The organism is Paractinoplanes polyasparticus, assembly GCF_019710575.1.
Taxonomy (GTDB): domain Bacteria; phylum Actinomycetota; class Actinomycetes; order Mycobacteriales; family Micromonosporaceae; genus Actinoplanes; species Actinoplanes polyasparticus.
In genome coordinates, this window is sequence record NZ_JAHWFK010000003.1 from 116,937 (window position 1) to 129,686 (window position 12,750).

Annotated in this window: 13 protein-coding genes; 7 read left to right on the forward strand and 6 right to left on the reverse strand. The window is 70.6% G+C overall.

Annotated elements, in window-relative coordinates:
• Positions 1-306 precede the first annotated feature (306 nt).
• Positions 307-1,434 carry an amidohydrolase family protein gene (locus KXC43_RS05810; protein WP_221374892.1) on the forward strand — a complete coding sequence of 376 codons (1,128 nt, stop codon included), beginning with the start codon at positions 307-309 and terminating at the stop codon, positions 1,432-1,434.
• 18 nt (positions 1,435-1,452) lie between these two features.
• On the opposite strand, the gene KXC43_RS05815 is transcribed toward KXC43_RS05810, so the two are convergent.
• Positions 1,453-2,292, reverse strand: coding sequence for an alpha/beta hydrolase (locus tag KXC43_RS05815; protein WP_221374893.1), 840 nt, complete (start codon positions 2,290-2,292; stop codon positions 1,453-1,455).
• A 93-nt stretch (positions 2,293-2,385) separates the two neighbouring features.
• Between KXC43_RS05815 and KXC43_RS05820 the strand changes: the two genes are divergently transcribed.
• Positions 2,386-2,958: a mycothiol transferase gene (locus tag KXC43_RS05820; RefSeq protein WP_221374894.1), complete on the forward strand. Its 573-nt coding sequence runs from the start codon at positions 2,386-2,388 to the stop codon at positions 2,956-2,958.
• 33 nt (positions 2,959-2,991) lie between these two features.
• Here KXC43_RS05820 and KXC43_RS05825 read toward each other — a convergent pair whose 3' ends face one another.
• Positions 2,992-3,279 carry a DUF1905 domain-containing protein gene (locus tag KXC43_RS05825; protein ID WP_221374895.1) on the reverse strand — a complete coding sequence of 96 codons (288 nt, stop codon included), beginning with the start codon at positions 3,277-3,279 and terminating at the stop codon, positions 2,992-2,994.
• A gap of 139 nt (positions 3,280-3,418) precedes the next feature.
• Here KXC43_RS05825 and KXC43_RS05830 point away from each other — a divergent pair, with 139 nt between their 5' ends.
• Together KXC43_RS05830 and KXC43_RS05835 are read left to right on the forward strand one after the other, a co-directional pair.
• Complete coding sequence (locus KXC43_RS05830) at positions 3,419-4,012, forward strand: TetR/AcrR family transcriptional regulator (RefSeq protein ID WP_221374896.1); 594 nt, start codon at positions 3,419-3,421, stop codon at positions 4,010-4,012.
• A 123-nt stretch (positions 4,013-4,135) separates the two neighbouring features.
• Positions 4,136-5,158, forward strand: a complete 1,023-nt coding sequence (locus KXC43_RS05835) for a glutamate-cysteine ligase family protein (protein ID WP_221374913.1) — start codon at positions 4,136-4,138, stop codon at positions 5,156-5,158.
• Here KXC43_RS05835 and KXC43_RS05840 read toward each other — a convergent pair.
• Entirely contained in the window at positions 5,139-5,576 is a 438-nt protein-coding gene (locus tag KXC43_RS05840; RefSeq protein WP_221374897.1) for a CBS domain-containing protein, read from the reverse strand. The two genes, KXC43_RS05835 and KXC43_RS05840, sit on opposite strands and share 20 nt — an antisense overlap.
• Before the next feature lie 99 nt (positions 5,577-5,675).
• Positions 5,676-6,260, reverse strand: coding sequence for a TetR/AcrR family transcriptional regulator (locus tag KXC43_RS05845; RefSeq protein ID WP_221374898.1), 585 nt, complete (start codon positions 6,258-6,260; stop codon positions 5,676-5,678).
• A 108-nt stretch (positions 6,261-6,368) separates the two neighbouring features.
• On the opposite strand from KXC43_RS05845, the gene KXC43_RS05850 reads away from it, so the two are divergent.
• Entirely contained in the window at positions 6,369-8,549 is a 2,181-nt protein-coding gene (locus tag KXC43_RS05850) for a glycoside hydrolase family 3 C-terminal domain-containing protein (RefSeq protein WP_221374899.1), read from the forward strand.
• Between the two features lie 128 nt (positions 8,550-8,677).
• Here KXC43_RS05850 and KXC43_RS05855 read toward each other — a convergent pair whose 3' ends face one another.
• Entirely contained in the window at positions 8,678-9,196 is a 519-nt protein-coding gene (locus KXC43_RS05855; protein ID WP_221374900.1) for a CGNR zinc finger domain-containing protein, read from the reverse strand.
• Between the two features lie 49 nt (positions 9,197-9,245).
• Between KXC43_RS05855 and KXC43_RS05860 the strand changes: the two genes are divergently transcribed.
• On the forward strand, positions 9,246-10,010 hold the full coding sequence (locus KXC43_RS05860) for a sulfite exporter TauE/SafE family protein (RefSeq protein ID WP_221374901.1): 765 nt from the start codon (positions 9,246-9,248) through the stop codon (positions 10,008-10,010).
• 43 nt (positions 10,011-10,053) lie between these two features.
• Here the strand turns inward: KXC43_RS05860 and KXC43_RS05865 are convergent, their stop codons facing one another.
• Positions 10,054-10,665, reverse strand: a complete 612-nt coding sequence (locus KXC43_RS05865; RefSeq protein WP_221374902.1) for a GNAT family N-acetyltransferase — start codon at positions 10,663-10,665, stop codon at positions 10,054-10,056.
• A gap of 249 nt (positions 10,666-10,914) precedes the next feature.
• Between KXC43_RS05865 and KXC43_RS05870 the strand changes: the two genes are divergently transcribed.
• Positions 10,915-12,264, forward strand: coding sequence for a M20/M25/M40 family metallo-hydrolase (locus KXC43_RS05870; protein ID WP_255643578.1), 1,350 nt, complete (start codon positions 10,915-10,917; stop codon positions 12,262-12,264).
• The last annotated feature ends 486 nt before the right edge of the window (positions 12,265-12,750 follow it).

Genomic DNA, 12,750 nt, shown 5'->3' on the forward strand with positions numbered 1-12,750 from the left:
GGACGACGCGATCCCGCAAGCCATCCTCGCTCTACGCCCCGTCGAGAACCCGCTCCACAGAGGCTCTACGCCCCATCGAGAACCCGCTCCACAGAGGATGGAAGAGCTACTGATCAACTGAATCCGCCAGGAGATCGTGTCAGAACCTTTAACAGTCGTCTCAGATTCGCTCGGTATGAAGTCTGCGTCAGATGATCGAGGTAACCCGTGCGTCGACACCTGGGCGCGCCTGGTGCGACGAAGGGTTGATCTGAGAAATCGTGCAGACGGATGCCGCACCACACACACACCTGAAGAGAGACTGACATGAAGTCCATGGGACGCCGCGGCTTTCTGGCCGCTGCCACGGCACTCGGCGCCGGCGCCGGCTTGTCCACGTATGCCGCTGTTTCGGCAGCGGACGGGGACAAGACTCCGGACAAGACTCCGGACATCGCATTGCGAGACCGGGACCTGCCCTTCATCGGCACGGAGGAGACCTTCACCACCCCCGCGTTGTTGAAGCTGAACTCCATCAACCAGGATCACATAGCGTTCCTCGAGGAAATTGGTCTTTCGGATCTGGGCGAACGCCGCATCGGCGATATGGACGCGGGGGGACTCAACGTTCAAATCCTCTCCGCTCATACACCGTCCGTACAAAATGTCCCCGGGCAGAGGGGCATCGACCTTGCCCATCGCCTCAACCGGCAACTTGTGGACGGGCCGATCGCCAAGTATCCGGGCCGCTTCAAGGCTTTCGCCACGTTGCCCTTGCAGAGCCCGGAGGCGGCGGCGGACGAACTGGAACGCTCGGTCAAGGAAGATGGCTTCCTGGGCGCGCTGACCAACGGACACATCACGAAGAAGTATCTCGATCACCCCGATTTCGAGCCTGTGCTGGCACGTGCCCAAGCTCTCGATGTGCCGATCTACCTGCATCCCGGCTATCCGGCTGACGAGGTCTTCCAGATCTACTACAGCACCACGCGGTCCACATACACGGAAGAGTTCCAGGACTACATCTTCAGTGGGTCCGGATACGGCTGGCACCAGGAGGTGCTGACCCAATGCATTCGGATGATCGCGTACGGGGTCTTCGACAGATTCCCCAAACTGAAGATCATCATCGGCCACATGGGCGAAGGTCTTCCCTTCTACTACAAGCGGATTATCGAAGACATGGGCGAGCCGACCGAGAACTCGCTCGAGAAGCCCATCGGGCAGTACTTCCAGGACAACTTCTGGATCACCACCAGCGCATTCCCCCAGACCGAACTGCTCGATCTCCTGCTGAAGTTCATCAGCGTGGATCGAGTGATGTTCGCAACCGATTACCCGTTCGCGGACATCAAGGCGCAGACCGACTGGTTCCGCGGAGTCGACATGCCACGGGAAGACAAGGAAAAGATCGCGTTCCGAAATGCCGAGAAACTGTTCCGAATGAAAGTCTGACACGTCCCGGAACAGGCCTCAGTCCTGAGTTTGCACGGCCCGGGGTGCGGCCTCGTCGAACAGCATCGTCACGTGGTTGGCCGCGATGCGTTCGGCGGTCAGGCGCGGCAGCTCGGTGCGGCCGGCTTCGAGGGCGCGGTCGGTGATGAACGGGCGGGTGGAGTCGTCGCCGTCGTGCTCGGCCAGGATCAGGTGGACGGGAACGTCGAGGGCGGCCAGCAGCGGCAGCGTGGGGGCGCCGGTCAGGGTGTCCACGGCGTCGTCGATCAGGCGGGCCCGGTCGACCCGGGGGCGTCCGGCGCCGTCCATCAGGTAGGTGGCCCACCGCAGCAGGTGGAGCCGCAGGTCGGGGCGGCGGGCGATCGCGCGGCCCTCGACCTGGTCGACGAACGTGCCGGCGTCGGGGAAGGCACGGCCCAGCGGGCGCACGATCAGCTTCCACTGGGCGCGGACCACGGGACGCCGCAGGGTCCACCGTGGCTCGGGCAGCACGCCGCCGTCGAGCAGCACCAGCTTGCGTACGCGGTCGCCCAGCTTCGCCGCGACCAGGGGCGCCAGATAACCGCCCATCGAGTGGCCCACCAGCACCACGTCGTCGAGGGCGCATTCGTCGGCGAGCCGCACGACCTCGGCAGCGTGCCCGGCCAGGCCCGGCGCCGCCTTGGTGGTCACCGAGCCGCCACGGCCGGGCAGGTCGGGGGCGATCACCCGGCTGCCGGGCAGCGCCTCGGCCAGCGCCCGCCACACCTCGGACGTGTTGGTCAGCCCGTGCAGGGCCAGCACCGTGGGGCCGTCCGCGCCGGCATTCCAGTCGGCGCAGGTGAGTCCGGCGATGTCGCGCCGTTCGGACTGAGTCACGCGGCGACCCTAGCGCCCGCGGGCACGCCCGGACCGCCGGGAGTCGCCGGGTTCCGGAAGCCGACCGTCCGGAATGGCCCCTATGGTGACGCCATGACCGACATTCCGTGGGAGCCGCCGCTGGCCGGCTCCGAGACCGAGCATCTGCTGGGCGCGCTCGACCGGATGCGGACGACGTTCCGCTGGAAGGCCGACGGCCTCGACGAAGCCGGCCTGAGCGCCCGGCTCGGCCCTTCCACGCTGACCCTCGGCGGACTGCTCAAACACCTGGCCCTGGTCGAGGACTACAAGATCGCCACGAGGTTCTTCGGCGAGCCGCTGACCGGCTGGGACGACCTCGACCCGGACGACGAGGACTCGGAGTTCACGTCGGCCGTCAACGACGAACCCGGTTCCCTGTACGCCCGGTACGACGACGCGGTCGCCCGGTGCCGAGCCCGGCTCGACGCCGCCCTGGCCGACGGCGGCCTCGACCAGCTCGCGGCCGCGCCACTGCCCGACGGTTCCCGCTTCAGCCTCCGCCGCATCGTCGTCGATCTGGTCGAGGAGTACGGCCGCCACACCGGCCACGCCGACCTGCTGCGCGAGGCGGTCGACGGCCGCACCGGCGAGGACCCGCCGGCCGGCTGGCGTCCCGTCTCGGGCCACTACGCGTTCCACGGCTGAAACGGCCGCCCGGCCCGCTCACCGGCTTCCCGGTCAGGCGTCCACGGTGAGGTGGACGGTCACCGTGTCGCCGATCCCGAGCTTCTCGCCGCGGCGGACGGCCGACTTGATGGGGACGATGTAGCGGCCGTCCTTGGGCCACAGCGAGGTCGTCCAATCGGTGGCGCCGATGCGGGCGGTCACCGGGATCATCCCCCAGCCGTAACTGACCAACGCCGACGCCGACTCGATGGCCGCGCACTCCTCGTCGGGCACCGTGACGAAGTGCCACGGCGCCGGGCCCCGCCAGAACCAGATCTCGCCCGTGAACCGCAGATCCATGGCCAAACCCTAGCGACGGCCACCGATCGACCCTCCGGCGACACAGGCGCGCGGGAAATCGGTCGTGTAGGAACGCCCTGGTGGGGTACCCGGCGCGACGCCGCGGTCCGACGCGGTGCTACGAGGGATGGGGAAGCGGTTGCCCAAGATTGTGGACCACGACCAGCGACGCGGGGAGATCGTCGAAGCCTTCCTCTCGGTGGTCGAGCGCGACGGTCCGGCGGCGGCCAGCAGCCGGGCCATCGCGGCCGAGCTGGGGGTGGGAGCGGGTGCGCTCTGGCACTACTTCGACAGCTTGGACGCGGTGGTGGCGGCGGCCTGCCGGCAGGTGCTGACGGGCGCCGACGCGCGCATCGCCGCGGCGGTCGCCGGCCGGCGGGGGCTGAACGCGCTCGAGGCCACGTTGTGCGAGATTCTGCCGCTGGCCAAGCAGACCCGGGACGAGGCGAAGGTGGTGATGGGCTTCTGGGGGCGGCTGGCGGTCGACCGGCAGATCGCGACCGGGAAGTCGGACGCCCTGTCCATGTGGGGTGGCCGAGTGCGCCGGCACCTCACCGAGGCGGCCGAGGACCGCGAGCTCGTACGGGAGGTGCCCGTCGACTCCCTGGCCGACGTCCTGCTGTCGATCGCCATCGGTCAGCAGGTGCACGCTGTTCTCGATGCGGATCAGGGCGACCCGCAACGCCAGCTCGCCCTGGTCCAGCATTGCCTCGAGCCGTGGCGGCCTTCCTGACACGGCGGCACGCAGGACCCTGAGCCGGGCACGAACGACTAATACCTATTGAGCAGATAGGAATGCTATGGTGGCGCGGTTCCCGCCGGACCGCGACCTTGAGCGAGGCGCCGCGTGACCACCATGACCGAGCAGGCTGCTGCCCTGCTTCTCGCCGAGCACGCCTTCTCACCGGCCACGCCCGGCTTCGTCGGCGCCGAGGTCGACCTGCCGCTGGGCTCGCCCGGCCTGCCCGATGCCCTGTTCACGGCGCTGGCCCTGCGGCCCGCGCTGCGGCACGGCTTCCTCACCGCCCGGTCGGCCCGGCTCGCCGTCGTCAGCGGTCCACCCTCACCCGGGCTCGAGATCTGCCTGGCCCGCATGGCCGACGATCTGGCCGGCGCGCAGCTGTCGCCCGGCACGGCAGGCAGCGACCACGTAGGCATCGTGCCGGGCGACGGCGACGAAGGCGGAGTTCGCGTCTCGCTCGAGGCGGGCCTCGACGGCGGCGGCCCGCTCGGGCTGAGCCGCCGCTGGGCGCTGGCCGGCACGCTCGCGCCCGTGCTGGCGGCCGCCTTCGCCAACTCGCCGCTGCGGGACGGGCAGCCCACCGGCTGGCGCAGCACCCGGCAGGCCCGGCACCGGGAGCACCCGGTGCTGCCGCCGATCGCCGATCCACGCGCCGCATGGGCCGCGTACGTGCTCGCCTCGGACGGCCCGTTCCGGGCAACCGCCCAGCCCCGGCTGGGTGATCTCATCCGGCACGTCGATGCGCTGCACCCGCCGGTGGCCGCCCGCGGGCACCTGGAGATCGACGTAGCCGACCGTCAGCCCGGCGACGGCTGGCGGGTCGTCGTCGCGGTGACCACGGCGCTGTTGGACGATCCGCGGGCGGCCGCGGCGACCGAGCAGATCACGGCGCCGCTCGCCGCCGAGCCCCGGTTGTGGGAACGGGCGGCGCGCGACGCGCTCACCGACCCCGTGCTGGCGGCGGCCGCGCGGGGGTGCTTCGTCGAGGCGTACGGCACCCTGGCCCGCCACGGCGCCGGCCGCGACCTGCGGGACGCCGTCGCCGAGTTCACCGAGCGCTACGTCATGCGCGGCCGATGCCCGGCCGACGACCTGCTCGACGCCTGCGCGGAGGGCGTCAGGCCCGTTCCCCGGTGATGTAGTCGGCGAGACTGCTGCGCTCGTGCTCGAGCTCGTCGATGCGGAACTTCACCACGTCGCCGATGCTGACCACGCCGCGCAGCGCGCCGTCCTCGATCACCGGCACGTGACGGAACCGCCGCTCGGTCATCAGCCGTTCGACCTCGTCGAGCGCCGCGTCGCGGGTCACCGAGCGCACGTCGGTGGTCTGGATGGTGGCCACCGGCTCGGTCAGCACGGCCGCACCGCGGGCGGCCAGGGCCCGTACGATGTCGCGCTCGCTGACGATGCCGTCGACCCGGTCGCCGTCCCGGCTCACGATGACCGCGCCGATCTTGTGCTCGGCCAGGACGGTGAGCAACTCCGTCACGTCCGCCTCGGGTGACACCGTCACCACTCGTTCGCCCTTGACCCGGAGAATGTCGCTGATCCGCATGGTCGCCCTCTCCCGTCCCGCGATTCGGCCTGGAAACCTCCGCGGGACCTCGCAGCGCCGCGGGGCATACGCCTAGATGCCGTTATCCGGGACGCGATGTCAAGGGGTGCGTCCCTCTTCGGCGACGGGAACGAACAGCCGGGCCGAGGCCAGATCCCATTCCGACACGAGATCGACCGACTCCGGGTAGCGCAGCCACTGGAGTTGAAGGCCGTCCATCAGCGCCACGATCTGGCGGGCCAGGGCGGCGGGATCCTCGGCCTCACCCTCGGCCAGCTCGCTGAGCATCTCGACCGTGCGCTGCTGGCGTTGGCTGAAGTAGGTGTGGGCCGGGTGGTCGGGGGTCAGCGACTCGGCCTCGAGAACGGCGAAGAGGCGGACGATCTCGGGCTGGGCGGCGTTACGACGAACCAGGGCCGCGCACGTCTCGCGCAGGGAGGTCGGCGCCTGCTCGAAGACCGAGCGCATGTCCTCCTCGTCGCGGCGGTCGAGCACGGCGACGAGCAGTCCGTCCTTCGAGCCGACGTGGTGCAGCAGGCCGGGCACGGTGAGCCCGCAGCCGTCGGCCACGTCCTGCATCGACAGGCCCCAGAAGCCTCGCTCGGCGATCAGGCGCGTCGTCACCTCGACGATCTGGCGCCGGCGCTCGGCGGCGGGAAGCCGCGCACGGTCACGCCGATACATCTCACTGACTCCTGACTCTTGTCCAGCACGCAACGTAGAGGTTATGTTACGGCTTAGTTATTACCTAGTAGGTACTCAGTAAGCTTCTCTCCCGCCGCCGGAGGATTCGTGGAACTGACCGACCAGGCCGCCCTGACCAGTGGCAGCGCCTTCTGGAGGACGACGGCCGCCGGTGATGTTCCGGCGATCACGCTCACCGACGGGCCGCACGGCGTCCGGCTGCAGAGCGACGCCGGCGACATGCTGGCCGGCCGCCCGGCCACCTGCTTCCCGCCCGCGGTCGCGTCCGGCTCGACGTGGGACCCCGAACTGCTGCGCCGCATGGGCGAGGCCCTGGGCGACGAGTGCCGCGCCATGGACGTGCAGGTGCTGCTCGGCCCCGGCATCAACCTCAAGCGCACCCCGCTGGGCGGCCGCAACTTCGAATACTTCAGCGAAGACCCGATCCTGTCCGGCGTTCTCGCCACCGAATGGGTGCGCGGGCTGCAGAGCAAGGGCATCGGCGCCTCGCTCAAGCACTTCGCGGTCAACAGCCAGGAGACCGACCGCATGATCGTCAGCGCCGAGGTCGACGAGCGCACCCTGCGCGAGCTCTACCTGCGCGCCTTCCAGCGGGTCGTCACCCAGGCCCAGCCGTGGACGATCATGTGCGCCTACAACAAGGTCAACGGCGTCTACGCCTCGCAGCACCACTGGCTGCTCACCGAGGTGCTGCGCGACGAGTGGGGCTTCGAGGGCCTGGTCGTCAGCGACTGGGGCGCGGTGGTCGACCGGGTGGCCGCGCTCGCCGCAGGCCTCGACCTCACGATGCCCGGCCCCGACGACGCCGGCGACCCCGTGGTGGCTTCGTCCGTGCGCGACGGAATGCTGCCGGCCGAGGTGCTCGAGACGGCCGTGGCCCGCATCCGCGCCCTGGTTGAGAAGTCGGTGTCGACCACCGGCACGTACGACGCCGAGGCCCACCACGCCCTCGCCCGCGAGATCGCCTCCCGGGCCATCGTGCTGCTGAAGAACGACGACATCCTGCCGCTGCGTACCGAGGGCCAGTCGGTGGCCGTGCTCGGCGAGTTCGCCCGCACCCCGCGCTACCAGGGCGGCGGCAGCTCCCAGATCACCCCCACGCGGCTCGACGACGTGCTCACCGAGATCACCGCGACCACGACCGCGCCGGTCCGGTTCGCTCCCGGCTACCGCACCGACAACGACGCCGCCGACGAGACGCTGATCGCCGAAGCCGCCGCCCTGGCCGCGGGCAGCGACGTGGCGGTCGTCTTCGTAGGCACCACCCGCGAGACCGAGGGCGCCGACCGTACCGACCTCGACCTGCCCGAGGCTCACCTCGCCCTGATCGAGCGGGTGGTCGCGGCCAACCCGCGCACGGTGGTCGTGCTCAACAACGGCGCTGTCGTACGCACCGCGCCCTGGGACGCGTCGGTGCCCGGTGTCGTCGAGGCGTGGCTGCTCGGCCAGGCGGGCGGGAGCGCGATCGCCGACGTGCTGTTCGGCCGGGTCAACCCGTCGGGCCGCCTGGCCGAGACGATCCCGCTGAAGCTGTCCGACCACCCGTCCTACCTCGACTTCCCGGGCGAGGCGGGGTTCGTGCGCTACGGCGAGGGCCTGCATGTCGGCTACCGCGGTTTCGACGCGCGCGAGCAGCCGGTCTCGTACCCGTTCGGCTTCGGCCTCTCCTACACCACTTTCGCGTACGGCGAAGCCACCGCAACGGCCGGAGCCGAGAGCGTCGACATCACCGTCCCGATCACCAACACCGGCGGCCGCGACGGTCGTGAGGTCGTGCAGGTGTACGTGGCCAAGCCGGCTTCCCGGGTGCGGCGCGCCCCGCGCGAGCTGAAGGGCTTCGCGACCGTCGACGTGGCGGCCGGCGCCACGGCCACCGTGACCGTACGGATCCCCCGCGACGACCTCGCCTACTGGGACACCCGCCTCAACCGCTGGGTGGTCGAGGACGGTGACTACGTGTTCGCGGTCGGCGCTTCCTCGCGCGACCTGCGCACCACGGTGACGCTCGCGGTGCCCGGCTCCCCCGACGGCCGGTGGCCGCTGGTCGCACACTCCACGGTCGCCGAGTGGATGGCCGACCCGCGCGGCGCCCAATTGCTGCGCGACGCGTTCGCAGCCGGCAGCGACAGCCCGCTCGTGTCGATGGCGGGCGACGACGGCCCGTACGAACTCCTGGGCGGCATGCCCCTCGACCGGCTGGCCCTCTTCCCGGGCAGCCCCTTCACCCTCGACACGGTCGACAAGCTGGTCGAGCAGGCCAACGCCTGACCGCCACCCGGCCCGTTCGCCGGCAGTTCGTGCACCTGTCGCATCGGGGTGGGGCTGGCCGCATATCGGCTCGGGCTCGGCGACGAATCCGCTCGCCGTGTCCGGCCCGGCGTGGGCGGTCCGTGCTGCTATCGCGTTCGGGCGCGGTGGCGGCGGACCGCTGAGCGGTTGGCGCAGGCCGGGGAGCAGTAGGTCTGCGTTCCGGTGCGGCTGAAGTCGGCGTAGGGGCGGCCGCAGCCGTCGGCGGCGCAGCGGCCCAGGCGGTGCATGCCGCGCCCGGCCAGGTGCAGGGCGGTGCCGACGCTGATCAGGGTGCGCAGCACCGAGGCCAGCGGCTGTTCCGGGTCGCGGTAGTGGATGTGCCAGCCGTCCTCGGCGTGATTGGTCAGCCGGGGGTAGGCGGAGGCGAAGCGCAGCAGGTCGTTGAGGCGCTGCGCCCGTTGCGCGGGCACGGTGGCGTCAATCACGGTCAGCCATTCGACGAGGAACTCGGCGGTCGCCTCCCTGTCCCACGCGGTCACTGGCAGCTCGATGACCAGGTCATATGCGAGGCAGCGGGCAAGCAGCTCCTCGTCGGTGGCCGGTGGGTCGGTCACCAGGGAGAGGGCGAGCCGCACCGCATCTTCGCCGTAAGGGTTGAGATGCATAAAGCCATTACACCAGGATGATCTCCGACTGGGAAGGGGAAATCCGGACGTGGAATGGCAGTACATCATCTTGCTTCTGGCCGTGGCCGCCGCGGCGGGCTGGGTCGACGCGGTGGTCGGCGGAGGCGGGCTCGTGCTCGTGCCGGCGCTCATGCTGGGCCTGCCCAACCTGCCGCCGGTCACGGCGCTCGGCACCAACAAGGTGGCCAGCATCTGCGGCACAACGTCAGCCGCCATCACGTACGCGCGACGAACGAAAATCGACTGGCGGACAGCCGGCCCGTCCGCAGCGCTCGCCGTCGCCTGCTCGGCGGTCGGCGCCCTGGCCGCTTCGCACATCCCCGCCCAGTACTTCCGCCCAGCCGTCATGGTGCTTCTGCTCCTGGTGCTGGCGTTCGTGGTGGCCCGCCCCACCTTCGGCGTCGTGGTCGACGAACCGACCCGCACCTGGCGCCGCCGCCTCGCCGCCGTCCTGCTGGCCGGCACGGTGATCGCCTTCTACGACGGCGTCTTCGGCCCCGGCACCGGCACCTTCCTGATCATCGCCTTCACCGCGCTGCTCAACCTGGACTTCGTCGCCAGCTCGGCCACCGCCAAAATCATCAACGTCGGCACCAACCTCGGCGCCCTGCTGGTCTTCGCCGCCGGCGGCCACGTCCTGTGGAAACTGGGCCTGGCCATGGCCGCCTGCAACATCCTCGGCGCCCGTTTCGGAGCCCGCACCGCCCTGAAACGAGGAGCCGGCTTCGTCCGCGGCGTCCTCGTCGTCGTGGTCGTAGCCATGGTCGGCCGGCTGGCCTCCCTGTACCTCTGAACCCGGCGCGCGACGCAGACCCTTCGCCCCACCATTGAGTGGCCTACTTCCGGGTGAGGCGTTCCCGGCAGGCGGGCCATTCGGCGGCGACGATCGAGTACATCGCCGAGTCGCGGAGTTTGCCCTCCTCGCCCGGCGCCCAGGAGCGGGACCAGCTCCGAAGCACTCCCTCGAAGCGCGCGCCCGCAGCCTCGATCGCGGCGCGGGAGCGGGCGTTGCGGGCGTCCGTCTTGAGGTCCAATCGGGCCACCTGCCACTGCTCGAAGGCGTGGGCGAACAGCAGGAACTTCGCCTCCCGGTTGATGCCACTCCCCTGGGCCGATGCCGCCAGCCAGGTGAAGCCGACCTCCACCGCGCACAACACGTCGCGGCCCGGCCACAGCCGTGGGTCCCAGTAGGCAGTCGCGCCGACGGCCCGGCCGCTTCGCACGTCGATCTGCGCGAAGGGCATCAGCGTGTCGTCCGCAGCCTTCCCCAGCTGCTCGTCGATGTAGCTGTCCACTTCGGCCGCCGTCGGCACCCAGGTGAACTGGTACGAGCCACGGTCCTCCTCGGCGGCGACGGCCAGGTCAGCGGCGTGCCGGCGACTCAGCGGCTCCAGGCGCACCCGGCTACCTTCGAGTACAGGAATGGTCAGCGCCTGCGGAAAGGGCACGGCGAGCTCCCATCACGACTCGGGCGGCGGCCAATTGCGTGGCCTGCCAACGTCCCAAGCACTCTAGTCATGGTCGACGCTCCGTACATTCCACCCGCGCGCCTGGGCCACCAGCAGGCGAGACAGTGATGGGGGCGCGCGCCAACAGCGCCATGAACGCGGTGCCTTTTCCAATCTGATCTTGCGGGTCAGCCGGGGTAGGCGGGGGCAGCAGTTGACTTGACTTGACATGTTGATTCAGTCGTCAACATGTCAAGTCAACATGTTGTATCGAGGGAACCGCGGCGTCGCGATGAGGAGTGGTCGATGACGGAGACGGTCACGTTCGCCAGCGAGCTGATGGCGATCGACACCAGCAATCGTGGCGACCCTGAGGCGCCGGCCACGGAACGGCCTGCCGCCGAATACGTGGCGGAGAAGCTGACCGAGGTGGGCTACGACGTCACGTACGTGGAAACGGGTCTTCGGCGCGGCAACGTGATCGCGCGGCTCGCCGGGCGGGATCCGCGCGCTCTGCTGATCCACGGCCACCTCGACGTCGTGCCGGCCGACGCCTCCGAATGGTCCGTGCACCCGTTCGCCGGTGAGGTGAAGGACGGCTTCGTGTGGGGGCGCGGTGCGGTCGACATGAAGGGCATGGTCGCGATGACGCTGGCGACCGCGCGGCGGCTCAAGCGTGACGGCGTCGTCCCGCCGCGCGACCTGATCTTCGCGTTCCTGTCCGACGAGGAGGCCGGCGGATGGCTCGGCGCTCGCAAGCTGGTCGACGAGCGCCGGGAGCTCTTCGACGGCGCGACCGAGGCGATCAGTGAGGTCGGCGGCTTCTCGGTGCCGCTGGGCGGTGAGCGCGCGTACCTCGTCCAGGTCGCCGAGAAGTCGTCCGTCCTGCTCGAGTTGCTTGCTCGGGGCGCCCCCGGCCACGGCGCCATGCTGCACGACGACAACCCGATCGCCCGCCTGGCGGCGGCCGTCGACCGGCTCGACCGGCATCGTTTCCCACTGACGCTCACCGATCCCGTACGGCAGTTCCTGGCCGGCGCGGCCGCGGCGCTCGCCGACGAGGGCGACGATCCGGAGGCCCTCGTCGCCCGGCTCGGCTCCTTGTCGCGGCTCATCGGCGCCTCCTTGCGCGACACCGCCAACGTGACCGAGTTCAAGGCCGGCTACCGGTCCAACGTCGTGCCGTCGGTGGCCACCGCCACGGTCGACTGCCGCGTGCTGCCCGGGCGCGAGGATGCGTTCCGCCGCGAGACCGAGTCCGTGCTCGGTCCGGGCATCGAGACCGAGTGGCGCAGCCTGCCCGGCGTCAGCACCAGCTTCGACGGCGCCCTGCCCGCAGCCATGGCAGCGGCGATCACGGCCGAGGACCCCGGCGCCCGCCTGCTGCCCTATCTGCTGCCGGCGGGCACCGATGCCAAGTCGTTCGCCCGGCTGGGTGTCCGCAACTTCGGGTTCGCGCCGCTGCGCCTGCCCGAGGATCTCGGCTTCGCCTCGCTGTTCCACGGCGTCGACGAGCGCGTGCCGGTGGACGCCCTCGAGTTCGGCACCCGGGTCCTCGACCGCCTGCTCACCACCGACACGACTGGCGCAGCCGGCTGACGCTCCCCCGACTGCCCACACCTCGGACTACGGGCATCACCGGCACGGCAGACCAACCGGCTCGAACGGCGTGGCCAGCACAAGCGGCTGCGCCCGCACGAGCGGCACGGCCGATGCCGCCGGCGCATTCGGCTTGACCGACACGTCCGGCAGGTGGCGTGGCCGAGACAGATGGCACGGGTGGACCGGCTGGCCCGAGCGGCATGACCGATAGGGCCGGCACAGGTGGCACGGCCTGCCCGGCTGGCACGGCTGGCACGGCCTGCCCGGCTGGCACGGCTGACACGGCTGACCCGGCTGACACGGCCTGCCCGGCTGACACGGCCTGCCCGGCTGACACGGCCTGCCCGGCTGGCACGGCCTGCCCGGCTGGCACGGCCGACAGGGCCGGCACGGGTGGTCGGCGGGCTTAGGCGGCGTGGCGGGCCCGGGTGGCGTGGCGGGCAGCGGCGGCTCGGCGGGCAGAGGGCGCTCAGCGAGCAGGGC